This window comes from Sphingomonas koreensis (assembly GCF_002797435.1).
Classification (GTDB): Bacteria; Pseudomonadota; Alphaproteobacteria; order Sphingomonadales; family Sphingomonadaceae; genus Sphingomonas; species Sphingomonas koreensis.
On record NZ_PGEN01000001.1, the window covers coordinates 27,988 to 50,709 of the forward strand.

The following is a 22,722-nucleotide window of genomic DNA, read 5'->3' on the forward strand; positions in this document are numbered from 1 at the left end:
TCACGCTAGATCAGGTGACTTTGCAAGCTCATTCGGTGGGATATCGCATATTCTTGCGCAATGTTGTGGATGCAGACCCTACCGGCGCTGAGCGTCTTCGCCTTCGTTTCCTCGATCACGCCGGGGCCGAACAACCTGATGCTGATGACGTCGGGCACCAATTTCGGGCTTCGCCGCACGGTGCCGCACATGCTGGGCGTCTCGATCGGCTTCGTGCTAATGATCGTGCTGGTCGGGCTGGGGCTGGCGGAACTGTTCGCACGCTACCCGGTGGCGCATGAGGTGCTGAAATGGGTGAGCGTCGCCTATCTGCTCTATCTCGCCTGGAAGGTCGCCACGGCTGCGCCGCCGGGCGAGGGTGACGCCGCCGGACGACCGCTGACCTTCGTGCAGGCGGCGCTGTTCCAGTGGGTCAATCCCAAGGCGTGGACGATGGCGCTGACCGGGGTGACGGTCTATCTGCCGCCGGTCGAGCCATGGATCGGGCTGGCGCTGGTGGCGGGGCTGTTCGGCGCGGTGAACCTGCCGTGCGTGGGCGTCTGGGCGGTGATGGGCGTGAAGCTGCGCCGCTGGCTGGGCGACCGGCGGCGGCTGCGGATGTTCAACATCGCCGCGGCGGTGCTGCTGGTCGCGTCGCTCTACCCGACCGTGGCTCAGCCCGCGACCGGCAGCCTGACCGTGCCGTCGTCTTCGCGTTCGAGCGGGGAATAGGCGATCACCGTCTCGAGCGTGAGCCGGCCGTAGAGGTGCGGGAATTCCGCGCCGCCGCGCGAGACTTCCCACTTTACCGCATCGCCCAGCGCATCGAGATCGACGGCGGCGACCCAGAGGTCGCTCTGCCCCGCGAAATGCTTGTCGACCGTCTCGGTGAGCTGGTCGCGGGTGGACAGGTGGATGTAGCCGTCGGCCAGATCGACCGGCGCGCCTTCGAACGTTCCAGTCTCGACCGCGGTCATCTGGTCGGCGGTCAGAACCTTGTAGGCGGTGGTAGCGTGCATGGCTCTCACTCCGGCGTCATCCCGGCCTTGTGCCGGGATCCACGGTGACGCAACCGATGGGCAGGAGGCTCGATCCCACCGCTTGCCGAGCGGTGGACCCCGGCACAAGGCCGGGGTGACGGTTTGGGATTACGCGTTGCCTTCCGGATCCGCGACGTCGGTGGCAGACGTCGCGTCGGGCGATTCCGGGCCCTCGCCTTCGACGGCAACCGTCTCCTCATCCTCGGGCTCTTCGATCCGGGCCGCGGAGACGACATGCTCGTTGTCGGCGACGTTGAACAGGCGCACGCCCGCCGAACCGCGACCGATGACACGCAGGCTGGTCAGCGGCAGGCGGATCATCTTCGCCTGATCGGTGACGAGCATCAGCTGATGCGCCTGAGTCGCGGGGAAGCTGGCGACGACAAGACCGTTGCGGGCGATGTTGTCGATATTGGTGATGCCCTGACCGCCACGGCCGGTGCGGCGATATTCATAGGCGGACGACAGCTTGCCATAGCCGTTCGCGCAGACGGTGAGGATGAACTGCTCCTTCGCCTTCAGCTCCTCGAAGCGCTCAGGCGTCATCTGCGGTTCGCTGTCCTTGTCGGCCTTCCACGGGGCGTGGCGCAAATAGTCGTCGCGCTCTTCCTGGTCCTTGATGCCCGCCTTGTGGAGGATCGAGAGCGAGATGACCTCGTCCCCCTGCGCCAGCCGCATGCCGCGGACGCCGGTGGAGTTCCGGCTCTGAAACTCGCGGACGTCATCGCCGGGGAAGCGGATCGCCTTGCCCTGGCGGGTGGCGAGCAGGACGTCGTCGCTCTCGTCGAGCAGGGCGACGCCGATCAGGCGATCGTCCTCGTCCTCGCCCTCGAACTTCATCGCGATCTTGCCGTTCGACGGCACGTTGGTGAACGCGTCCATCGAGTTGCGGCGGACCGATCCCTTGGCGGTCGCGAACATGACGTGGAGCTTGCCCCACTCAGCCTCGTCCTCGGGCAGCGGAAGCACGGTCGAGATGGTCTCGCCCGCCGCGAGCGGGAGCAGGTTGATCATCGGCCGGCCGCGGGTGGCGGGGCCGCCCTCGGGCAGCTTCCACACCTTCATCCGGTAGACCTTGCCCAGGGTCGAGAAGAACAGGACGGGCGTGTGGGTGGAGGTGACGAACAGCTCCGTCACGACATCCTCGTCCTTGGTCGCCATGCCGGCGCGGCCCTTGCCGCCGCGCGCCTGGGCGCGGAAGGTGTCGAGCGTGGTGCGCTTGATATAGCCCTGCATGGTCACGGTGACGACCATGTCCTCGCGCTCGATCAGATCCTCGTCCTCGATGCCGTCGGCGGCGGGCGCGATCTCGGTACGGCGCGGGGTGGCGTATTGGTCGCGGACCGCGACCAGTTCCTCGCGCAGAACCTCGTAGAGCTTGGCGCGGTTGGCGAGGATTTCGAGCAGCTCGGCGATCGAATCGGCGAGTTCCTTGAGTTCGTCGCCGATCTCGTCGCGGCCGAGCGCGGTGAGACGGTGCAGACGCAGGTCGAGGATCGCGCGGACCTGAATGTCCGACAGGCGATAGGCCTCGCCGGTCACCTCGGTCTCGACCGCTTCGACCAGGCGGATATAGGGCGCGATCTCCGCGATCGGCCATTCGCGCATCAGCAGCGCTTCGCGTGCCGCGACCGGGCTGGACGAGCTGCGGATGATCCGGACGACCTCATCGAGGTTGGTGACCGCGATCACCAGGCCGAGCAAGATGTGCGCCCGGTCGCGCGCCTTGGCGAGTTCGAATTTCGAACGGCGGGTGATGACCTGCTCGCGGAACTTGACGAACGCCTCGACGATGTCGCGCAGGTTGAGCAGTTCGGGGCGGCCGCCGCGGATCGCGAGCATGTTCGCCGGGAAGCTCGACTGCGCCGGCGTGTTGCGCCAGATCTGGTTGAGCACGACTTCGGGGGTCGCGTCGCGCTTCAGGTCGATGACGATGCGAACGCCCTCGCGGCTCGATTCGTCGCGAATGTCGCTGACGCCCTCGACCCGCTTTTCCTTCGCGGCCTCGGCGATCTTCTCGACCAGCGCGTTCTTGCCCTGCTGGTAGGGAATTTCGGTGAGCACGATCGATCGGCGCTCGCCGCGCTGCTCGAAGGTGTGGCGCGAACGCACGATGATCGAACCACGGCCGGTCTGATAGGCGCTGCGGCAGCCTGATCGGCCAAGGATCATCGCGCCGGTCGGGAAGTCGGGACCGGGGACGATCTCCATCAGCTCCTCGATGCTCACCGCGCCATTGTCCATGTACGCAAGGCAGGCGTCGATCACTTCGCCAAGGTTGTGCGGCGGGATGTTGGTCGCCATGCCGACCGCGATGCCGCCCGCGCCGTTGACCAGCAGATTGGGGTAGCGCGCGGGCAGGACCGTAGGCTCGCTTTCGGAGCCGTCATAGTTGTCCTGGAAATCGACCGTGTCCTTGTCGATATCGTCGAGCAGCGACATCGCGACCTTGGCCAGGCGCGCTTCGGTGTAACGCATCGCGGCGGGCGGATCAGGGTCCATCGATCCGAAATTGCCCTGACCATCGATCAGCGGCACGCGCATCGCCCAGTCCTGGGCCATACGCGCCATCGCGTCATAGATCGAGCTGTCGCCGTGCGGGTGATATTTACCCATCACGTCACCGACCAGGCGGGCGGACTTGCGATAGGCGCGCCCGGGCAGATAGCCGCCCTCCTGCGCCGCGTAGAGGATTCGACGGTGGACCGGCTTGAGGCCGTCGCGGACGTCCGGAAGCGCGCGCGCCACGATCACGCTCATCGCGTAATCGAGGTAGCTCGTCTTCATCTCATCGACGATCGAGATGGGCGTGATATCGGAAGGGTCCGCGAGGACGGTCTCGTCGGTCAAATCTTTGGGCTTTCGAAGGGTTGTTTCAGAGTTGTGACCGCTCTAGCGAGGCGGCGGCCACCTGCCAAGCCCGCGCGCGTGCGCACGCGCGTGAGGGGCATGCCGGGATCGAAGGCGTTCAATGTGCGTTCAGCGCGCGCAACCGAGGGTTGAAATGACGCGCTGCGCCTTGACCCGGCGAGGCGGATTACTAGAGCGGTTGCGAGCCAATTTGTTACGCGCATCCGCGTAAGGAGAGTCCCGAATGAAGTCTGTTTCCAAAGCCGCGTTGGCTGCAGTGCTCCTGGCCGGCGTCCCGGCCGCCACCGGGTTCACCCCGGCACTGGCACAGAAGAAGGACGAGAAGGCCCAGGATCTCAAGCTCAGCGCCGAGTTCCGCAAGCCGGCCGCTGAAATCCAGAAGCTTGCAGAGGCCAAGGACTGGGCCGGTGTGAAGGCCCAGATCGACGCGCTCGACGCGGTCGCGAAGACCGAAGACGAGAAGTTCTTTGCAGCGAACTTCCGCCTGCAGGCCGCAGCGAACACCAACGACACGCCGAGCACGATCACCGCGCTCGACGCGCTGATCGCCAACCCCAAGACTCCGCAGGCCGATCGCGGCCGGTTCAACTTCTTCCGCGGCGACTTCGCCAGCAAGGCGAAGAAGCCGGCGGATGCGCTGGCCTATTTTACCAAGGCGCGTGAGCTGGGCTATGTGCCCAATGGCATGAACATGACCCTGCTGATCGCGCAAACGCAGTTCGATGCGGGCCAGCGCGACGCGGGCATCGCCAGCATCGACACTGCGATCAAGGCCGAGGAAGCCGCGGGCCGCAAGGCGCCGGAGAACTGGTACAAGCTGGTCGTGTCCAAGCTCTACACCTCGGGCAACAAGGCTGCGGCCGCCGACTGGCTGGGCCGTCAGATCGCTGCTTATCCGAGCCCGGAGGCATGGCGTTCGTCGATGCTCATCTATCTCGAGCAGCTCCAGGACAAGGGCGTTCAGCTCGACCCGGATCAGCGGCTCGACGTGCTGCGCCTGATGCGTGCGTCGAAGGCGATGGGCGGCGAGAGCGACTATCTGCAATATGCCGATGTCGCACAGCGCCGCGGTCTGCCGGGCGAGGTCAAGTCGGTGATCGACGAGGGCCGGGCGAGCGGCAAGGTGACCAAGACCAACGCTGCGATCAACCAGCTCTACACCACGGCGAGCGCGCAGGAGAAGGCGGAGGTTCCGCTGGCGACCGAGGAGAAGCGTGCGGCTGCCGCCCCCAAGGGCAACGTCGCGCAGCAGACCGGCGACGCCTATCTCGGCACGCGCAACTACCCCAAGGCAGTCGAGCTGTACCGCCTCGCGCTTCAGAAGGGTGGCGTGGACGCCAATGTCGTGAACACGCGCCTGGGCATCGCGCTCGCGCTGTCGGGCCAGAAGGCCGAAGCGAAGACGGCGTTCGCTGCCGTCACGGGCACGCCGCGCGGCGAGATCGCGAAGTTCTGGACCACCTGGCTCGATCTGCCGCTGGCCTGAAGGCCGCTGCATCACGAAGCAAAAGGAAAGGGGCGGCCGCCGGGCCGCCCCTTTTTCGCATGTCTCCAGTCGCCCTGGACAGGCGGTTCAGGGTTCGACCGGAACGCCTGGAAGTGACTTGGACGAGCGGATGGTGAGCGAGGTCCGGACGTGCGCGACGTTGGGCGCCGTGGTCAGCTTGGTGGTCAGGAACTGCTGGAAGCTGCTGAGATCCTTGGCGACGATCTTGAGGATGAAGTCGATATCGCCGTTGAGCATGTAGCATTCGCGGATTTCCGGGATGCTCGCGACGTGCGATTCGAACGCCTCCAGATCGGTTTCGGCCTGGCTCTTGAGACTGACCATCGCGAAGACAGTGATCGTATAGCCAAGCCAGACCGGATCGAGATCGGCGTGATAGCCGCGGATCGCGCCCTTTTCTTCCAGCGTGCGGACGCGGCGCAGGCAGGGCGGCGCGGTGAGGCCGACACGGTCGGCCAGATCGACATTGGTCATCCGGCCATCGGCCTGAAGATGCGCCATGATCTGCCGGTCGATCTCGTCAAAAGCCATGCACCATTCCCCTATAACGCGACAGCAACAGTCGTCATGTGTCCCGTACACATAAGATAATTACGCGCAAGCGCAATTGTCCCACTATGCGACGTCCCGAAATCACCAGTTTGCGCCGGCGCCGCGCCGCGTTAAGGTTTGATTACGGCAGGCTTTTCAACGGGTGGGAACGACAAATCGGTGCGGTTCGACGATACCCTTGAAACGGTGCTGGCAGCGGATGTCTCGACCGCATTCGGCAAGGCTTCCGCCTGGCGTCAGCTGGTCGACCTGATCGGCCGCCGGCGAATCCCGGACGATCCGCGTGCGATCGAACTGCTCGAATCGATTCGCGGCGACGTGCCGCTCGCGGTGCGGATTACCAGTGCCCGGTCGCTCGAAATGGCTGAGCCGCCAGCGGCGCTGGTGCAGCTCTGCGCGGTGGACGAGATTGCGGTCGCCGCGCCGATTCTGCGCACGGCCCGCCTGAGCTCTGGCGAATGGATCGAACTGCTGCCGTACCTCTCGGCTCCAGCACGCGGCGTGCTTCGCGGGCGGCGCGATCTGCCCGTGGGTGTCGGCAGTGCGCTCGAGGGATTCCGTGCCGCGGATTTCGTGCTGGGTACGGAAGTGGCGGCGGTGAGCGAAGCGGCTCCGGCGCCTGGTCCAGCCATGCCCGAATCGGTCGATGAGGTTCCGGCCGAAGCCGCTGTGATGGCGCCGGCTTCGCCGTTCGTGCCCGTTGGAGTCGCCGCGATGGGGATCCCGCTGGTCGCCGCTGCCCTCCAGCAGGCGGCGGATGGCGAGGCGCAGAAGCCGGCGGCATTGCGCGGCGACCTGATCAAGACCCAGCGCAAGGATGGTGCGGGAGAGGCCGGGCTTCCATCGGAAGGCCAGGGGGGACCGGACGGTCCGTTCGAGATCGCCGATGTCGTCGCGCGGATCGACGCCTTCTACACGCGCCAGCCCGAACGTCCCGTGGCGGCGAGGCCGGCCGAACGTGCCAAACGTGCCAGCGGGTTCCGCTTCGAGACCGACGCGCAGGGTGTTATCCGCTGGGTCGACGGCATTTCGCGTAGCCCGCTGATCGGACTTTCGCTCGACATGACCGCGATGCCGGACGGATCGAGGGTCGATGGCGTTGCTGCCGGGGCGCTCCGTCAGCGTGCACGCTTTTCCGGAGCGCGGCTGTTCGTCGCGGGCGACAGCGATGCCGGCGGTGACTGGCGAATCTCTGCCAATGCCGCGTTCGACCCGGCAAGCGGCCGTTTCATCGGCTACCGCGGAACGGCCCGCCGTCCGCGCGCCGATGAGACCGCGGTGAAGGCTGGCGGTACGCGTGGCGCGGATTCACTGCGCCAGCTGATGCACGAGCTGCGTACGCCTACCAATGCCATCGCGGGCTTTTCCGAACTGATCGAGCGCGAGATCCTGGGTGAAGCCGCGCCCGTCTATCGCGAACGCGCAGCGCTGATTCGAGATCGCGCGCGCGCGCTTCTGGCAGCGATCGACGATCTCGACATTGCGGCCCGGATCGACGCCTCGGCCCTGCGCCTTCATCCAGGGGAGGTGGCGTTGCAGCCCGTGTTCGACCGGGTGGCGGACGAGCTGGGGCCGCTGGCGGTGACGCGCGGTGCCGATGTCGCACTGCCGGCAGATGAGCTGGCAGTGGCTGGAGACGCGCGCGCGATCGAGCGGCTGCTTTCGCGCACGCTGGCGACCCTGTTGTCGGCGGCGGGCGAGGGCGAGCGGATCGCAGTTCGCTTGACGGCCGAGAATGATATGGTCGCGATCGATTTCGACCGGCCCCGGGCGCTGGCGGCCTATCCGGGCGAGGCGATCTTCGCGATCGACGATGAATGCGAGGAGGCCGCGCTGCTGGGTACCGGCTTTGCGCTGCGGTTGATCCGGAACCTGACGCGCGAGCTTTCCGGGTCGCTCGTGATCGCGCCTGAAAGCCTGACGATCCGCCTTCCGGCGGCGGTAACTAAGTCTTTGGAGCAAGTGCGCTAGAGACCCGGCATGGGAACGGGACAAGGGGGTGCCGAGGGGCGGGGATATCGCGTGCCTGCGCCGGCGCAGGACGATGCGATCGTGTGGCCGGAGTCGTTCGGCACGCGCTTTACCGTGTTCGTCGATACCGAAGAGGAATTCGACTGGTCGCAACCGCTGCGTCGCGAGAATCGCGCGACGCAGGCGATGCGCGCGCTGCCTGAGATGCACGCGCTGTTCGCAGCGCACGGCGTCCCTGCGACCTATATGGTCGATCATCCTATCGTCACCTGTCCCATGTCGGTCGAGATCCTGCGTGGCCTGCTCGATGACGGGCGCTCGGCGATCGGCACCCAGCTTCACCCATGGGTCAATCCGCCGTTCGATGAAGCGGTGGTGCCGCTCAACAGTTTCGTGGGCAATCTGCCGCGCGAACTGGAAGCTGCCAAGCTCTCGGTCCTGACCGGTGCGATCGCATCGGCCTTTGGCCGGCGGCCGGTGATGTTTCGCGCGGGGCGATACGGGATCGGTTCCAACTCGCTCTCGCTGCTGGCGGCGGAGGGCTATCGTGTCGATACCTCGATGCGATCGGGCTACGATTATTCGGCGGAGGGTGGTCCCGATTTCACCGCGATCGGCAATCACGGATTCTGGACCGGCGAAGGCGAGCTGGCGGAGCTGCCGCTGACGACGATCTATACCGGAGCTGCACGGTCGGGCGGTGCAGGCCTATATGGTGCATTGGGACATGTCCCCCGCGGGCGCGGCGTGGCGGCGCGGCTGGGGCTGCTGGCGCGGGTCGCGCTGACTCCCGAGGAAATGCCCGTCGGACTGGCGCTGGAGGCGATCCGGATTGCGGCGGGAGAGGGCGCGCGCATGCTGCTCTTCTCCTATCATTCGCCCTCTGCTGCGCCCGGCTATACGCCCTATGTGCGCGACGTTGCCGATCTGCGTGCGTTTCACGCCTGGTGGGATGCGGCGTTCGGTCTGCTCGCGAAGCTCGGCATCGCCTCCGCCTCGCATGATGAAATCCTCGATGCGCTGAATCGCGCAGCGCTTGCCGGACGCAGCGTTCGCCCTTAAGCGCGGGGGGCGCTGGGGGCCTGTAGCTCAATTGGTTAGAGCTGGCCGCTCATAACGGCTAGGTTGCGGGTTCAAGTCCTGCCGGGCCCACCAGCGGCATGTGGGCGGTGTCTCAGTTATTGGCTTATGATGGGTTTTACCGCGTCGGGCCTTGTGCTGCGGAGCTGAAACGCTTAACCGCGCCCGGCGTCGGGGAGTGGCGCAGTCTGGTAGCGCGCCTGCTTTGGGAGCAGGATGTCGCAGGTTCGAATCCTGTCTCCCCGACCATTATCGTGACGACTGCGCCTGATTTCGACTAGCGTGCCATGGCGTTCGACCAGCAGCGCCGCAGCACATGGTTTCTTCAGCAACCATCGCGTTAGGGTCTCGAATGGCCGCAGAGAATCACCGAGACATGACGCCCTTCACCGTGCCGCAGCGGATTGCGGTGCTGTCGATCATCGCTTTCTGGGTATTCTATTATGTCAGCATCACGCTGCGGTCGTGGATCATGGGCTATGACGGCTTCTGGCTGATGCTCGACAACAGGGCGTGGGTGAGCCTGTTCGGGATCGGTTTCACCTATCTGCTCTATCGCGTCCTGCGCCTGTTCTGTCACCACACGCTGCGTGTCCGCGTCGCCGCGGCGTTCCTGTTTTCCGCGGTCGCCGCCACGGCCTATTCCACCGTCAACTATCTGTCCTTCTACGTCGTCGATCCCAAGCCGCCGGAGCTGCAGAAGCAGGAGGATCACCACAAGAAGAAAGTGGAGAAACCGGCGGATCTGATCGCGGAAAATGCGCTCGCCTGGTACTTCTTCTTCCTCTCCTGGTCGGTGTTCTACCTCGCTCTGTCCTATGCCGGCGCGGTACGCGCGTCGGAGCGCGAGACCGCGCGCTTGCGCGCCGCGGCGCAGACTGCGGAGCTGCGGGCGTTGCGCTATCAGGTCAATCCGCACTTCCTGTTCAACACGCTCAATTCGATCTCCGCGCTCGTCATGTCGGGCAAGCGCGAAGACGCCGAAGCGATGATCCTGAACCTGTCCAATTTCTTTCGCGCCAGCCTGGCGAGCGAGCCGACCGACGATGTGCCGCTGGCCGACGAGATTGCGGTGCAGAAACTCTACCTTGAAATCGAGGCGGTGCGGTTCCCCGAACGGCTCCAGGCGCGTTTCGAGATCGATCCGGCGGCGGCCAATGCCTGTGTGCCGGGGCTGATCCTGCAACCCCTGATCGAGAATGCGATCAAATACGGGGTCGCGCCTGCCCGCCGGCCGGTGCAGATTTGCGTGCGTGCACGGGTTAACGATGGCGCTCTGGAGGTAACGGTGAGCGATGACGGCGACGGTGCCAGGGCACCGAACGGGACCGGGGTTGGGCTACGCAACGTACGCGACCGGCTGACCGCTCGGTTCGGCGAAGCGGCGTGGCTGACCGCTGGCAAGCGCGCGGAGGGCGGTTTCACGGCGATGCTGACGATGCCGCTGGTTCATAATGGCTGCTGAGCGGCTGCGTACGCTGATCGTCGACGACGAGCCGCTCGCCGTCGAGCGGATGCAGATCCTGTGCGCGGGAATTCCCGAAATCGACTTGATCGGCACGGCGGCGGACGGCGATGCGGCGTTGCGCCTGATCGACGCGCTGGCGCCCGATCTCGTGCTGCTGGACATCGCCATGCCGCACCGCGACGGGATCGGGGTCGCTTCGGCACTATCCGAAGCTGCGCACCGGCCGGCGGTGATCTTCTGCACGGCGTTCGAGCAGCACGCTGTCGCGGCGTTCGATGTCGCGGCGGTGGACTATGTGCTCAAGCCGGTCAGCGCGGAGCGTCTGGCACGCGCGATCGGCCGTGCGGTCGAAGCCGCCGGACGGGCGCGTGCGGACCCGCAACCCGCCAGTTCGCGATGGATCGAGGAATTCTGGGTGCCGCACCGCTCGGAAATGGTGCGCGTGAGTGCAAGCGATATCGAGCGGGTGGACGCCGAGCGCGACTATATGCGGCTGGGTGTCGGTGGGCGCAGTTATCTGATCCATCAGACGATCAGCGAGCTCGAACGACGGCTGGACCCCGATCACTTCATTCGGCTTCACCGGTCGACGATCGTCCGCAAGGATCGGATCGCAAAGCTCAGGCATGACGGCCTCGGCGTGTGGCACGCCGAACTCGCTGATGGCGAGCTGGTGCGCATCGGGCGGACCTATCAGGCCGCGGCCAAGGCGATCATGGCAAAATAGCCCTGCCCGCCGGCGCGGCGGGCAGGGCAGGTGGATGAATGTCAGGGTGCTACAGTGACACTCATATCCCGCGCCGCGAGCTGCCGGTTGGCGGCCTTGCGGTAGGCGAGTTCGATGGCTGGCTGAGCCGAGTCACGCGTATCGGCGGCGCAGCGCTTGGCTGCGGCCTCAAGCCTCAAATCCCGTTCATGGCCTACGCGGCACACACGATCGGCTGCGCGCGCGATGCGGTGATCGAGCGCGGCCTTGCCCGGTGCGCTGGAGAGATTGAGATCCGCGTATGAGACCTTCACGGACTTCGCGCCTTCGGCGATAGCCGGGGCTGCGGCGGCGAGCGCGGCGGCGACAACGGCCGCGCGGGCGAGATTGGACAACATGGGTCACTCCGGGGTTGCAGGGCGCGTTCTGATCGAACGCTGAAGACCTGCTACGTCCGGGCCGTCTGGCGGGCTATCGATGCTCGATAAGAGGCAGAGCCGCGTCCACCGAAACCGTTCGATGCGACGAACGACCGATCGTCGGCGACAAACATTGCCCGTGCTCCTGTAGCGGACAACGAAAAAGGGCGCCCCGTGAGGAGCGCCCTTTCGATTCGACCGGGCCCTTGCGAGCCCAGGAAGAACGGATCCGATTACTCGGCGACGTTGCCGGCAGCAACGTTGTCGAGCGTCTCGCTGGCGTTGTCGAGCATCGCGCCGACTTCGTTCGCAGCGTTCGCGCCGTCAGCGGCCAGCATGTCAGCGCCGTTCTCGAGCGACTCAGCGACGTTCTCGACGGTGTTGTTCGCAGCAGGCGTGCCACCGCAAGCGGCGAGCGACATCAGGCCGGTCGCGGCAGCGACGATGAGGACCTTCTTCATTCGTTTTGCTCCCAAGCAAAAATTATTCGGTTCGCGGCGGCCCGATTGCCGTGCGAGTTAGTCGGAATAACGCCCGTTACGCCGCCGTCAATGGGAATTCATCGGACAGCAAGCTTTGCGGCGAGCCGAAATGACGCGGTGCGTCATTGCGTGGCACCGATTTCCTCGGGTGCGTTGGCGACCACCGCGAGCATTGCCGTCCATGCCGCGACATTTTGGCGCAACTGTGACGGATCGATCTTGTCGAGCGTGTCGTCGGGGGTGTGGTGCAGGTCGAAATAGCGGCTGCCGTCCTGTTGCAGGTCGATGCCAGCGACGCCGGATGCGACCAGCGCGGCAACATCGGCCCCGCCGCTCGCGGGATCGCGTCCACGGCTGATTCCCAGGGTCGAAAGCACCGCAGCGACCCGATCGCCCACCGCCCTGGCACTTTCCGGCAGCTTGAAATCGACACGCCAGATGCGGTCGGCGCCGAAATCCGATTCCGCCGCAAGGGCGTGCTTCTCACCCTTGTGCGCCTCGAAATAGGCCTTGCCGCCGAACACGCCGACTTCCTCGGCGCCGGCCCACAGGATGCGGATCGTTCGGCGCGGCTTGCCGGCGTCCATGACCCGCTTGGCCGCCGCGGTGACGATGCCGCAGCCTGCACCGTCGTCGAACGCGCCGGTGCCCAGGTCCCAGCTGTCGAGGTGGCAGGCAACCACGACCAAGCCTGCCGCAGGATCGCTGCCCGGCACTTCGGCGATGACATTACCCGATTCGGTCATGCCGACTTGTCTTGGGGTCAGGGTCAGCTTGACGCTGACCGGCTGACGGCGCTTCAGGATGCGCTGAAGCTGCTCCGCATCGGGGATCGAGAGCGCGGCAGCGGGGATCGGCGTCACGCCCTCGGGAAAGCCCGTGCCGCCGGCATGCGGGTTGCGGTGATAGTCGGTGCCGACCGACCGGATCAGGATTGCGGCAGCGCCCTTGCGCGCGGCGACTGCCGGGCCGGAACGGCGGACCGCGCCGAATGCGCCATATTGCGATCCGTCCTGCGTGCGCGTCATGTCATGGCTGACAAAGGCGATCTTCCCGCGCAGGCTTCCGTCCGGCGCAGAGTGGAGGGCGGCGATGTCCTTGAAATAGACGATCTCGCCGCGCAGCCCGGTTGCTGGCGTCGCTCCCGAATTGCCCAGGGCGGTCAGGCGCAGCGGCTGGGGAAAGGGAGCAAGAACCTCGAGCGTCTCCTCGCCACGGACCCAGGTCTTCATCCGGAAGGGTTCGTTGCGGACATTGCTGAAGCCGAGCGCGGCGAGTTTCTTCACCGACCAGGCACGCGCTCGCGCCTCCGCCTCGGTCCCGGCAAGGCGCGGGCCGATCTCGGTCGTGAGCCCTTCGGTGATGTCCCAGGCGATCTCGTCCTTCAGCGCGGCGTCGCGCAACGCCGCCGGATCGATCTGGGCGAGCGCGGGGAGAGGGAGGCTCAGCACGGCAGCCAGGGTCAGGGTCTTCACACGCATTCACGTCCTCCGCCGAAATATTGTTGCGGCGTGAGGTAACGGAATGGCCGGGGCGGCGGCAAGCTGTGCGCGGCGTGTTTTCGACGAGCGACAGGTTTGCCAATCGGCGGGTGCATCGCTACATCGGCGCCAAATTCCCGGACACCCAGACAGACGAACGGAGACCCGCAGTGGCCGCCCAATACGCCTTCGTGATGAAGGACATGACCAAGACCTTCCCCGGCGCCCCAAAGCCGGTGCTGAGCAACATCAACCTGCAATTCTATCAGGGTGCCAAGATCGGCATCGTCGGTCCCAACGGCGCCGGCAAGTCGACCCTCATCAAGATCATGGCAGGCATCGACAAGGACTTCAGCGGCGAGGCATGGCCGGGTGAGAACATCACCGTCGGCTATCTGGAGCAGGAGCCGCAGCTCGACCCGAGCAAGTCGGTGCTGGAGAACGTCAAGGATGGCGCGCGCGAGACCGCCGATCTCGTCGAGCGCTTCAACGCGATCTCGGCCGAGATGGGCGATCCCAAGGACGACACCGATTTCGACGCCCTGATGGAAGAGATGGGCGACCTCCAGGCCAAGATCGATGCGGTCGATGGCTGGAGCCTCGACAACCAGCTCGAGATCGCGATGGAAGCGTTGCGCTGCCCGCCGGGCGACTGGAGCGTCGACAATCTCTCGGGCGGTGAAAAGCGCCGCGTCGCGCTGACCCGCCTGCTGATCCAGAAGCCGTCGATCCTGCTGCTCGACGAACCGACCAACCACCTCGATGCCGAAAGCGTCAAGTGGCTGGAAAACCACCTCAAGGAATATGCCGGCGCGGTGCTGATGATCACCCACGACCGCTACTTCCTCGACAACGTCGTGGACTGGATCCTCGAGCTCGATCGCGGAAAATACTTCCCGTACGAAGGCAACTACTCGACCTATCTCGAGAAGAAGGCCAAGCGTCTGGAGCAGGAGGACCGCGAGGCCACCGGCCGCCAGAAGGCGATCAAGGACGAGCTGGAGTGGATCCGTGCCGGCGTGAAGGGCCGCCAGACCAAGTCCAAGGCGCGTATCACGCGCTTCGAGCAGCTCGTCGAGCAGCAGTCGCAGCGCACGCCGGGCAAGGCCCAGATCGTCATCCAGGTGCCCGAGCGCCTGGGCGGCAAGGTGATCGAGGTCGAGAACCTCTCCAAGGCCTATGGTGACAAGCTGCTGTTCGAGAACCTCTCCTTCACCCTTCCGGCCGGCGGCATCGTCGGTGTGATCGGGCCGAACGGCGCGGGCAAGTCGACGCTGTTCAAGCTGATCACCGGCCAGGAAACGCCGGATTCCGGCACGATCGAGATCGGGACCACTGTCCGGCTCGGCTATGTCGACCAAAGCCGCGATCACCTGGACCCATCGAAGAACGTCTGGGAGGAAATCTCGGACGGGCTCGATTACATGAAGGTCAACGGCCACGACCAGTCGACGCGCGCCTATGTCGGCGCGTTCAACTTCAAGGGCCAGGACCAGCAGAAGAACGTCGGCAAGCTGTCGGGCGGCGAGCGCAACCGCGTTAACATCGCCAAGATGCTGAAGCGCGGCGGCAACGTGCTGCTGCTCGACGAACCGACCAACGACCTCGACGTCGAAACGCTTGGCGCGCTGGAAGAGGCGATCGAGAATTTCGCGGGCTGCGCCGTGGTCATCAGCCACGATCGCTTCTTCCTCGACCGTCTCGCCACCCACATCCTCGCGTTCGAAGGCGACAGCCATGTCGAATGGTTCGAAGGCAATTTCGAAGCCTATGAGGAAGACAAGCGGCGTCGTCTGGGCGATGCGGCGGATCGTCCGACCCGCCTTGCTTATAAGAAGCTGACCCGCTGACCCTTAGGGCGTCAGCGTCACCAGCATTTCGAGACCGCCCGTCGCAGCCTTGCGGAAGGCGAAGTGGAGGCCCGGGTACATGGGTGAGCGGCCGGTCGCCGCCGCCACCATCCGGGCCTTCGCCTCATCCTGGGCAACCGCAAGCCACAGATCGAGTGCCGGCACCGCCGGCCGCTTCCGGGCGACGCCGCGCCAGCGCGCTTCGCCGCTACCCGTCTGATAACAGGTCAGATCCTCGATGAAGAGGTTGGGGAAGCGGTGCGAGAGATTCGATCCGTTGACGAACGCGTAGCGGGCGATCTGGCCCGCGCTGAAATCGACTGGCTGATCGAACTCGATGCCGGGAGGGGGCAGGTCGCTGTCGTAGCGCGAAAGCTCTTCCTGCAAGAGCGCGGCAAGATAGGCGAGGTCGCTGCCGTTGGTGCAGGTGATTCCCTTGCTGAGGAACCATTGGTGAATAGCCTCGCGGCTGTCCGGCGCGACCATCGTCGAGAGTTCGGGGACGATATCGTCCCAGCCGTAATAGTTCATCCGGCCGTGCTCAAGCGTTCCGCCGGAACGCTCGAAAACCGGCAATGACGCCTTCATGTTGCGGCGGGCGATGTAGAGCTCGAACAGGATCCACCCGCGCTCCAGCATCGCCGCGAGGTCGTCCTCATGGCTCGATCCGGTCCGGCTGATCAGCGAGATATTCGCGCACCGCCCGACCGTGCGGCGAATGTTGGAAAGCCCGCGCTGGAACAGCTTCCTGTCCGCGGCCGTCCGACGCTTCTGGGGCAGGCTCATATAATCGTACCAGAAGCAGATATCGGGATTCTGATAGTTATAGTGCCGGCCGAGATTGAGCAGCGCCCGGAGCTGCCAGCCTGTCGGGTCGGGGTGGCCGCGATCGTCCCAGCGGTGGGTGATGAAGATCGGCCGCGCTGCCGACGGATCGCCGCTGTGGAAGAGGTGCGGCGCTGACCGGCGGATTTCCTGGTATTTCGGCAGGATCGCGCCCGCTTTCCAGAACGGCATATGATCGGCGAACGCCTTCAGATTGATGAAGGCGCCGACTTCGTCATGGCGCAGATCGAATCCGCCGGTCATGTCTCAGCTCAATCCGCTTATGCCCTGCCGCGGGCAGCATCCACGCTCCACGCGCCGCCGCCGGCTGCTGCGAGGTACAGGAAGATGAAGGTGAACAGCAGGATCGCTTCGCCGCCATTGGCCGCAGGGAAGAACCCCTTCGATCCGTGTGCGAGCCAATAGCCCACCGCGCACATGCCCGACGCGATGAAGGCAACGGGGCGGGTGAACAGACCGATCACGATCAGTGCGCCGGCGACCAGCTCGATCGCGCCAGCCGCATAGAGCAGCGGGTTGAGCGGCATGGGAAAGGGCGGCAGGCCGAAGAATTTCGACGTGCCGTGCTGAAGAAAGGCAAGCCCCGCGACGATGCGCAGGACGGCGAGCAGTTTGTCGGACCAGCTGGCAGGGATCGGCATGATAGAGTCTCCTTGCGCGGCAAATGGCTGAGCGCCGTTGCGCAAGTGAAACCTTTCACGCTTCCCCGTTCTGATCAATCCCGGCTGAGGAAACCGATCGTTTCAGTCGCCGGTGACCCTGAGCGGGCCAAGATCGCCCAGGCCGACCATGCCACTCGCCATCGCCAGCATCCGGTCGAGGCTCTTCTTTGCCTTGAGACGGATTTCGTCCTCGATCTCGATCCGCGGTTCGAGGTCGCGGAGCGCGATGTACAGCTTCTCCAGCGTGTTCATCGCCATGTACGGGCAGATGTTGCAGTTGCAGTTGCCGTCGGCACCGGGCGCACCGATGAAGGTCTTCTCCGGGACCGCCTTTTCCATCTGGTGGATGATGTGCGGCTCGGTCGCGACGATCATCGTGTCGCCGTCGAAATCCTTGGCATATTGCAGGATACCGCTGGTCGACCCGACATAATCGGCATGGTCGAGCACGTGCGGCGGGCATTCGGGGTGCGCGGCGACCGGCGCGCCGGGGTGCAGCGCCTTGAGCTTGAGCAACTCGGTCTCGCTGAACGCCTCGTGCACGATGCACACGCCCGGCCACAGCAGCATGTCGCGGCCCATCTTGCGGTTGATATAGCCGCCGAGATGCTTGTCGGGACCGAAGATGATCTTCTGGTCCTTCGGGATCTGGCTCAGGATCTTCTCGGCCGACGAGCTGGTGACGATGATGTCGCTGAGCGCCTTCACCTCGACCGAGCAGTTGATGTAGGTCAGCGCGATATGGTCGGGGTGCTGTGCGCGGAAGGCTGCGAACTGCTCGGGCGGGCAGCTGTCCTCGAGGCTGCAGCCGGCGTCCATGTCGGGCAGGATCACAGTCTTGTCGGGGCTCAGGATCTTTGCGGTCTCGGCCATGAAGCGCACGCCGCAGAAGGCGATCACCTCGGCATCGGTCTCCGCCGCCTTGCGGCTGAGTTCGAGCGAGTCGCCGACGAAATCGGCAAGATCCTGAATCTCCGGCTTCTGGTAGTAATGCGCCAGGATCACCGCGTTGCGCTCCTTGCGCAGACGTTCGATCTCGGCACGGATATCGACGCCGGACAGGTTGCTCGGTGCGTTCATTCTGGGACCCTCATTCTTTGGCTCCACATGGCCTTGTCCGGGTCCGGGTTCAACCCATTGGCGAGGGGAAGGGCGCGAAATCGAGCGGGGCAGCCACGGCACCGGGGGAACCCGCGGTAACCGCCCGATAGATGGCAGAGCCAAGGGGCGAATAAACGATCAGCTCGGTGAGGATCATCACGCCCAGAAACGCGCCGAGGCCCCACCACCAGGCAGGATGCACGCGACCGTCGCGGCGATAGTCGCCGATCATCCCTGCAGCCAGGAAAAGAAGGCCGGGCAGACTGGCGATCTGGTACGACCAGGGGATCATCAGCGGCATCGGCAGCAGCCGTCCGAAGCCGGGGCCGAGTAATGCGATCATCGCGCACATGTGCAGCCGCCGGTGCCAGTCGGTGCGCCGGCGCATCCTTACCGCAGCGACGGTCAATCCCGCAAATAGCGTCACCATCAGCGGATTGGCGATCAGGAAATGCTGGGGCCGGAAGAAGAAGGGCGTCAGGCCCGCACGGATCCGCAGCACGGTGATCCCGATCCCGGCGACCACCATCGCCACCACCCAGCCGACCGCGACCCAGCCGAGCCGGCGATGCAGCTCCAGCGGTCCGCGCGTCGCGAAGACGGATTGCGTGCAATAGATCGCGACCCACCCGAAGAAGATGAAGGCGTGTGCATGGACATAGAGCGGCGCGCCGAAGCTCGACCGCCCGGCCGCGAGGTGTAGCGAGAAGCCCGCGACGAGGACCGCCGCCATCGCGAACGCGCTCCACAGAAAAAAGCCGTCGTCGTTGCGCCGCGGTACGCCAGACGTGTCGTAAGCCGTCGCCATGGTGATGGTCCCCACGATCACCCGATGGAGAATTGTATCACATCTGACGGCCGGTCCGAATGACTAGTTTGCGCCGTCCCGCGCCTCGATGTCCTTCATCACCTGACGGGGGGAGCGCGATACGTCCCAATGCTCGCGGGTCTGCGTGCCACGCTCGGGCGGGAAGGTGACCACGACGCGGACATCGCCTAGGCCTGCCGCGCTGAGCGGCTGGGCGAGCAGGCGGGCGAGTGCGCGCCGGGCATGCTCGCGAGCCTGCGCCATACGCTCAGGGCTGCGCGCTTCGCGTCCGGCGACATCGGTCGCACGGGCCGAGGTGCGCTGGCTGAGCGCTTCGGCAGCGTCACGCGTCACGAACAGCCCGCTGGTTTCCACCAGCGTGCGGCGGCCCTCATCGGTATTGGGGGGAGCAGCGGTCACGTCAGGTGCATCGACGATCAGCGTTCTGGTCTGCGCGTTCCATTGCAGGTCGCTGTCCCGCAGCTTCGAGAGATCGACGAAATAGCCCACCGAATAGGGCATCTTCACCACCTGATCGCTGCGTAGCCAGCCAAAGCCGCGAATGTCGGACGCGGTGGCCTGAACAATCCCCGAAAGCTCGGCGACCTGAAGCTTGCCGGTACCGGAGAGCTTGGCGGTGACGATCTGGGTCACCGGGGCGCCGCCCTCTTCAGGCAGGGTGGCCATCCGGGTTTCGGCATAGCGGTCCCACGAGATCCACGCCGCTGCGAGGATCACTGCGGCAGCGGCGGCGATCAGCAGGCCCCGGACCAGCGCCTCACGCCTCACGACATCCGCCACGCACTGCCCTCCGCGCCTGTGACGATACCGCGCTGGCGCAGGTCAATCAGGTGCGCCAGAACCGAACGGCCTGCCGCACCGGTGAGGCGCGGGTCGAGCCCGACATACATCTTTTCGACCATCTCCGGGATTTCGCTCGCCTGCTTGCCGAGCAGCCGCAATATCTGCCCCTCGCGCTGCTTGCGATGCCCCATCATGCCCCGCACCAGGCGCTGGGGTTTTTCCACAGCCTCGCCATGGGCGGGGTAATAGATGCGATCCTTGCGCCCGAGCAGTTTGTCGAGGCTGGCCATATAGTCGCCCATGTCGCCGTCCGGCGGCGCGATCACGCTGGTCGACCAGCCCATGATGTGATCGCCGGTGAACAGCGCACCGCTTTCCTCGAGCGCGAAGCAGAGGTGATTGGAGGTATGGCCGGGGGTCGCGACCGCGGTAAGCGTCCAGCCGTCGCCGCTCAACTGATCGCCGTCTTGCAGAACGCGATCGGGCAGATAGTCGCGGTCGAAGGCCGCATCGGCGCGCGGGCCGTCGTCATCGAGTGCGAGTGCAGCGCAGCCGATGATCGGCGCACCGGTCGCGGCTTTGATCGCGCGGCTCGCCGGACTGTGGTCGCGATGCGTGTGGGTGCACAGGATCCCGACGACGCGGCGGCCATCGATCGCGCGCAGCAGCGCATCGACATGGTCGGGCAGATCGGGACCCGGATCGATCACCGCCACGTCGCTGGTGCCGACCAGATAGGTTTCGGTGCCGGTATAGGTGAAGGGCGACGGATTCGCCGCCAGGATGCGTGTCACCAGCGGTTCGAGCAGGATCGCTTCACCGGTTGCAGGGTCGGTCATAGGGTCGAGATGGCGGCTGCGAACCGCTCAGGCAAGAGCGCAACGGGAAATGGGCCGGCCGCGATAGGGGACGCGACCGGCCCGGTTGGAGCACCTTCCGCGGCGATGGGCATCGGACCGCGGACTTTCCTCCTCCCTTTCGTTGATCCGGCGGATCAATCCTTTTCGGCGTTCTGAACCTCGCGGATCGCCTCATCGATTCCCTTGAGCGCAGCGGCTCTCTGCGACGGGCTCAGGTGGGTTTGCGCTTCGATCGACTTGCGCGCCATCTTCAGGCCCAGCATCGCGTGGCGCTTGCCCAGATCGGCGCTGGCCAATGCGATGGTGCGGCTTTCCATGGCAATCGCTCGCGCAGCCTCGCCCGCCTCGCGGGAGGCCTCGGCGCGGGCCAGCGCAGCGTCGCGCGATGCCATGCCGCGTGCGATCGCGGCGTCGCGCGATGCCTCGGCACGAGCCAGGGCGGCCTCGCGAGAGGCGTCGGCACGGGCCAGCGCAGCGTCGCGTGCGGCCATACCACGCGCACGCGCGGCCTCGCTACGCGCTTCGATGCGGTCCATGCAGATCACGATCTTGCGATGCTTGCCGTCCTTGCTCTCAATCTTGACCTCGCCGTCTTTCGGCGCGCCGCAGTTGGCAGAGCTGACGACGGTCATGTCGGCGAGCAATTCGTCGCCATTCACGACCTTGCCGTCCTTGATGACGAGCCGCTTGTGCCGTGTGACGATGCTGGTGTCGTTGTCGTCGGTGATGGTGATTTTGCCGTCCTTGTCGCGCGTGACGATGCGGATCTTCTTGGCCGCCTTCGCTTCGTCCGCCGGGGCGGCAGCTTCGGCCGGTGCCGCGGGCGCTTCCGGAGCCTCGGGCGGGGCAGGCGGATCCTGCAGATCGACGCCGATCGCGTCGCCGACATCGGCGCGCAGGTTCGCCGCCGCCTGGGTGCCGGACGCGGTGAGCGCCAGGCCGGCGAGCGTCAGCACCGCGGCGCCCGTGACGCCGGCAGTGATCCGCGTGCGCGACTTGCGGTCATGCTTCGCGAGCATCTTGAGCCTCCCCTTGAGTTCGTTGACGGTATGCAGATGACAGGCAGCCGAGACCGCACCCCCATGCGCGGACTTGACGATGGCGCGGCCGTACGCGTGGCGCAGCGCCGGGGCGCGGCCTGAGAGCACCAGGGCGTCGCAGGCCATCTCCTGATCCGCACGGAAGGCGCGGAACGCCCGCCATGCGACCGGGTTGAACCAATGGAGCGCGAGTACGACCAGCGCGATCCAGTTGGCGATCAGGTCACCACGCAGATGGTGACCGAGTTCGTGGGCGAGCGCGAGGTTGCGCTCGAGCGGGTCGTAGCGCTCGCTAAAGTCGCGCGGGAATGCGACATATTTCCGCCAGATACCGAAGGCGAGCGGACCGGTGGCGGCATCGGTCTCGATCACGTGCACGCGCCCCTCGGCAACGGTGCGTTCGATCTTCGCCCGGCGCAGCAGCCGCGCGCAGAAGCGGCCATGGGCGATCAAGTGATAGGCGAGGAAGGCAAGCGCCCCCACGGCCCAGATCGCGGCAATCACCGGCAGCCAATCGAACGGCGCGGCCTCAATCGGAACCGTGGTGGACGCTGCCGCCGCCTCAGGGACGGAGACCGGATCGACCATATAATAGGTGATGACCTCGCTCGCCGCGGCGACCGGGGTCTCGGCGCTTGCCCGCCAGCTCTCGGGAAGCGGGGGCAGGGCGAGGCGAAGCACGGGAAGCGCCCAAAGCGCATAAGCGATGTTGGGGCCGAAATGACGGCTCACCGGCTTGCGGATCGCAAGCACCAGCAGCATCAGCAGCGTCGTCGCGACGAACGTCTCTACAGTCCAGGCGATCATTGCTTGATCTCCTTCAGAAGCGCTTCGATTTCGGCGATGTCCTCGTCGGTAAGCGCGTCGCGCTCGGCGAGATGGGCAACCAGCGGCGTCAGCCTGCCGCCGAAAAGCCGGTCGATCAGGCGCCGCGATTCACCCTCGACATAGTCGCCGCGCTCGACCAGCGGGCGGTAGAGGTAGCGGCGGCCGTCTTCCTCGGCTGCGATGGTGTTCTTGGCGAGCAGGCGGCCGAGCAGCGTCTTGACCGTGTTGGCGCTCCAGCCGCGGGACGGAGCCACGCGCTCGGCGACGTCGTTGGCGGTCAGGGGGGATTCGTCCCACAGCACTTCCATCACGGCGTGCTCTGCGTCGCTGATCCGTTCGGTCATCTCAATCCCCTTCGATTACGCCT

21 protein-coding genes and 2 tRNA genes are annotated in these 22,722 nt (G+C 65.6%); 9 read left to right on the forward strand and 14 right to left on the reverse strand.

Annotated elements, in window-relative coordinates; translation table 11 throughout:
* Positions 1-69: 69 nt before the first annotated feature.
* Positions 70-711: a LysE family translocator gene (locus BDW16_RS00170; protein ID WP_198585752.1), complete on the forward strand. Its 642-nt coding sequence runs from the start codon at positions 70-72 to the stop codon at positions 709-711.
* On the opposite strand, the gene BDW16_RS00175 is transcribed toward BDW16_RS00170, so the two are convergent.
* Together BDW16_RS00175 and gyrA are read right to left on the reverse strand one after the other, a co-directional pair.
* The gene (locus BDW16_RS00175; RefSeq protein WP_066579894.1) at positions 654-998 is read right to left on the reverse strand and encodes a DUF952 domain-containing protein; all 345 of its coding nucleotides are present in this window, start codon (positions 996-998) and stop codon (positions 654-656) included. The two genes, BDW16_RS00170 and BDW16_RS00175, sit on opposite strands and share 58 nt — an antisense overlap.
* 129 nt (positions 999-1,127) lie before the next feature.
* Positions 1,128-3,869 carry a DNA gyrase subunit A gene (gene gyrA, locus BDW16_RS00180; RefSeq protein WP_066579895.1) on the reverse strand — a complete coding sequence of 914 codons (2,742 nt, stop codon included), beginning with the start codon at positions 3,867-3,869 and terminating at the stop codon, positions 1,128-1,130.
* 244 nt (positions 3,870-4,113) lie between these two features.
* On the opposite strand from gyrA, the gene BDW16_RS00185 reads away from it, so the two are divergent.
* A complete protein-coding gene (locus BDW16_RS00185) occupies positions 4,114-5,376 on the forward strand; it encodes a hypothetical protein (protein ID WP_066579897.1) in 1,263 nt (420 codons plus the stop codon).
* An 87-nt stretch (positions 5,377-5,463) separates the two neighbouring features.
* On the opposite strand, the gene BDW16_RS00190 is transcribed toward BDW16_RS00185, so the two are convergent.
* A complete protein-coding gene (locus BDW16_RS00190; RefSeq protein ID WP_066579899.1) occupies positions 5,464-5,928 on the reverse strand; it encodes an Lrp/AsnC family transcriptional regulator in 465 nt (154 codons plus the stop codon).
* Positions 5,929-6,108: 180 nt separating this feature from the next.
* Here BDW16_RS00190 and BDW16_RS00195 point away from each other — a divergent pair, with 180 nt between their 5' ends.
* The 6 genes from BDW16_RS00195 to BDW16_RS00220 all read left to right on the forward strand — a co-directional run bounded on the left by BDW16_RS00195 (position 6,109) and on the right by BDW16_RS00220 (position 11,195).
* Positions 6,109-7,920, forward strand: coding sequence for a sensor histidine kinase (locus BDW16_RS00195; RefSeq protein ID WP_066579900.1), 1,812 nt, complete (start codon positions 6,109-6,111; stop codon positions 7,918-7,920).
* A gap of 9 nt (positions 7,921-7,929) precedes the next feature.
* Positions 7,930-8,982 (forward strand): polysaccharide deacetylase family protein, encoded by a 1,053-nt coding sequence (locus BDW16_RS00200; protein WP_066579901.1) that lies wholly within the window; start codon positions 7,930-7,932, stop codon positions 8,980-8,982.
* A 16-nt stretch (positions 8,983-8,998) separates the two neighbouring features.
* Positions 8,999-9,075, forward strand: a tRNA-Ile gene (locus tag BDW16_RS00205).
* 97 nt (positions 9,076-9,172) lie between these two features.
* Positions 9,173-9,249 (forward strand) — tRNA-Pro (locus tag BDW16_RS00210).
* A 127-nt stretch (positions 9,250-9,376) separates the two neighbouring features.
* Positions 9,377-10,465, forward strand: a complete 1,089-nt coding sequence (locus BDW16_RS00215; protein ID WP_066579903.1) for a sensor histidine kinase — start codon at positions 9,377-9,379, stop codon at positions 10,463-10,465.
* Positions 10,455-11,195: a LytR/AlgR family response regulator transcription factor gene (locus BDW16_RS00220; protein ID WP_066579905.1), complete on the forward strand. Its 741-nt coding sequence runs from the start codon at positions 10,455-10,457 to the stop codon at positions 11,193-11,195. The genes BDW16_RS00215 and BDW16_RS00220 overlap by 11 nt, the downstream gene beginning before the upstream one ends.
* A 41-nt stretch (positions 11,196-11,236) precedes the next feature.
* On the opposite strand, the gene BDW16_RS00225 is transcribed toward BDW16_RS00220, so the two are convergent.
* The 3 genes from BDW16_RS00225 to BDW16_RS00235 form a co-directional block, all read right to left on the reverse strand.
* A complete protein-coding gene (locus BDW16_RS00225; RefSeq protein ID WP_066579907.1) occupies positions 11,237-11,572 on the reverse strand; it encodes a UrcA family protein in 336 nt (111 codons plus the stop codon).
* A 254-nt stretch (positions 11,573-11,826) separates the two neighbouring features.
* Positions 11,827-12,054 (reverse strand): hypothetical protein, encoded by a 228-nt coding sequence (locus BDW16_RS00230; RefSeq protein WP_066579909.1) that lies wholly within the window; start codon positions 12,052-12,054, stop codon positions 11,827-11,829.
* A 143-nt stretch (positions 12,055-12,197) separates the two neighbouring features.
* Positions 12,198-13,556, reverse strand: coding sequence for a M28 family peptidase (locus BDW16_RS00235; RefSeq protein ID WP_066579911.1), 1,359 nt, complete (start codon positions 13,554-13,556; stop codon positions 12,198-12,200).
* A gap of 170 nt (positions 13,557-13,726) precedes the next feature.
* Here BDW16_RS00235 and ettA point away from each other — a divergent pair, with 170 nt between their 5' ends.
* Positions 13,727-15,406 carry an energy-dependent translational throttle protein EttA gene (gene ettA / locus BDW16_RS00240; protein WP_066580026.1) on the forward strand — a complete coding sequence of 560 codons (1,680 nt, stop codon included), beginning with the start codon at positions 13,727-13,729 and terminating at the stop codon, positions 15,404-15,406.
* A gap of 3 nt (positions 15,407-15,409) precedes the next feature.
* Here the strand turns inward: ettA and BDW16_RS00245 are convergent, their stop codons facing one another.
* The 8 genes from BDW16_RS00245 to BDW16_RS00280 all read right to left on the reverse strand — a co-directional run bounded on the left by BDW16_RS00245 (position 15,410) and on the right by BDW16_RS00280 (position 22,699).
* Positions 15,410-16,495, reverse strand: a complete 1,086-nt coding sequence (locus tag BDW16_RS00245; RefSeq protein WP_066579913.1) for a hypothetical protein — start codon at positions 16,493-16,495, stop codon at positions 15,410-15,412.
* 17 nt (positions 16,496-16,512) lie between these two features.
* Positions 16,513-16,893: a DoxX family protein gene (locus BDW16_RS00250; protein ID WP_066579916.1), complete on the reverse strand. Its 381-nt coding sequence runs from the start codon at positions 16,891-16,893 to the stop codon at positions 16,513-16,515.
* Positions 16,894-16,995: 102 nt separating this feature from the next.
* Positions 16,996-17,994 carry a quinolinate synthase NadA gene (gene nadA, locus BDW16_RS00255; protein WP_066579917.1) on the reverse strand — a complete coding sequence of 333 codons (999 nt, stop codon included), beginning with the start codon at positions 17,992-17,994 and terminating at the stop codon, positions 16,996-16,998.
* Between the two features lie 49 nt (positions 17,995-18,043).
* Complete coding sequence (locus BDW16_RS00260) at positions 18,044-18,823, reverse strand: hypothetical protein (protein WP_083954363.1); 780 nt, start codon at positions 18,821-18,823, stop codon at positions 18,044-18,046.
* Between the two features lie 63 nt (positions 18,824-18,886).
* A complete protein-coding gene (locus BDW16_RS00265; protein WP_066579919.1) occupies positions 18,887-19,624 on the reverse strand; it encodes a DUF4230 domain-containing protein in 738 nt (245 codons plus the stop codon).
* Positions 19,609-20,466 carry an MBL fold metallo-hydrolase gene (locus BDW16_RS00270; RefSeq protein ID WP_066579921.1) on the reverse strand — a complete coding sequence of 286 codons (858 nt, stop codon included), beginning with the start codon at positions 20,464-20,466 and terminating at the stop codon, positions 19,609-19,611. The genes BDW16_RS00265 and BDW16_RS00270 overlap by 16 nt, the downstream gene beginning before the upstream one ends.
* 155 nt (positions 20,467-20,621) lie before the next feature.
* Positions 20,622-22,334, reverse strand: a complete 1,713-nt coding sequence (locus BDW16_RS00275; RefSeq protein ID WP_066579923.1) for a M56 family metallopeptidase — start codon at positions 22,332-22,334, stop codon at positions 20,622-20,624.
* Positions 22,331-22,699: a BlaI/MecI/CopY family transcriptional regulator gene (locus BDW16_RS00280; protein ID WP_066579925.1), complete on the reverse strand. Its 369-nt coding sequence runs from the start codon at positions 22,697-22,699 to the stop codon at positions 22,331-22,333. The genes BDW16_RS00275 and BDW16_RS00280 overlap by 4 nt, the downstream gene beginning before the upstream one ends.
* Positions 22,700-22,722 lie beyond the last annotated feature (23 nt).

What these genes read in the sequence shown, in the direction of transcription:
- BDW16_RS00175 (WP_066579894.1), bottom strand. Translation starts at nt 998, where the DNA reads ATGCACGCTACCACCGCCTACAAGGTTCTGACCGCCGACCAGATGACC.
- BDW16_RS00220 (WP_066579905.1), top strand. Translation starts at nt 10,455, where the DNA reads ATGGCTGCTGAGCGGCTGCGTACGCTGATCGTCGACGACGAGCCGCTC.
- BDW16_RS00235 (WP_066579911.1), bottom strand. Translation starts at nt 13,556, where the DNA reads ATGCGTGTGAAGACCCTGACCCTGGCTGCCGTGCTGAGCCTCCCTCTC.
- BDW16_RS00230 (WP_066579909.1), bottom strand. Translation starts at nt 12,054, where the DNA reads ATGAAGAAGGTCCTCATCGTCGCTGCCGCGACCGGCCTGATGTCGCTC.
- BDW16_RS00215 (WP_066579903.1), top strand. Translation starts at nt 9,377, where the DNA reads ATGACGCCCTTCACCGTGCCGCAGCGGATTGCGGTGCTGTCGATCATC.
- BDW16_RS00185 (WP_066579897.1), top strand. Translation starts at nt 4,114, where the DNA reads ATGAAGTCTGTTTCCAAAGCCGCGTTGGCTGCAGTGCTCCTGGCCGGC.
- BDW16_RS00250 (WP_066579916.1), bottom strand. Translation starts at nt 16,893, where the DNA reads ATGCCGATCCCTGCCAGCTGGTCCGACAAACTGCTCGCCGTCCTGCGC.
- BDW16_RS00245 (WP_066579913.1), bottom strand. Translation starts at nt 16,495, where the DNA reads ATGACCGGCGGATTCGATCTGCGCCATGACGAAGTCGGCGCCTTCATC.
- BDW16_RS00225 (WP_066579907.1), bottom strand. Translation starts at nt 11,572, where the DNA reads ATGTTGTCCAATCTCGCCCGCGCGGCCGTTGTCGCCGCCGCGCTCGCC.
- BDW16_RS00280 (WP_066579925.1), bottom strand. Translation starts at nt 22,699, where the DNA reads ATGACCGAACGGATCAGCGACGCAGAGCACGCCGTGATGGAAGTGCTG.
- BDW16_RS00190 (WP_066579899.1), bottom strand. Translation starts at nt 5,928, where the DNA reads ATGGCTTTTGACGAGATCGACCGGCAGATCATGGCGCATCTTCAGGCC.
- BDW16_RS00270 (WP_066579921.1), bottom strand. Translation starts at nt 20,466, where the DNA reads ATGACCGACCCTGCAACCGGTGAAGCGATCCTGCTCGAACCGCTGGTG.
- BDW16_RS00260 (WP_083954363.1), bottom strand. Translation starts at nt 18,823, where the DNA reads ATGGCGACGGCTTACGACACGTCTGGCGTACCGCGGCGCAACGACGAC.
- BDW16_RS00170 (WP_198585752.1), top strand. Translation starts at nt 70, where the DNA reads ATGCAGACCCTACCGGCGCTGAGCGTCTTCGCCTTCGTTTCCTCGATC.
- nadA (WP_066579917.1), bottom strand. Translation starts at nt 17,994, where the DNA reads ATGAACGCACCGAGCAACCTGTCCGGCGTCGATATCCGTGCCGAGATC.
- BDW16_RS00275 (WP_066579923.1), bottom strand. Translation starts at nt 22,334, where the DNA reads ATGATCGCCTGGACTGTAGAGACGTTCGTCGCGACGACGCTGCTGATG.
- BDW16_RS00200 (WP_066579901.1), top strand. Translation starts at nt 7,930, where the DNA reads ATGGGAACGGGACAAGGGGGTGCCGAGGGGCGGGGATATCGCGTGCCT.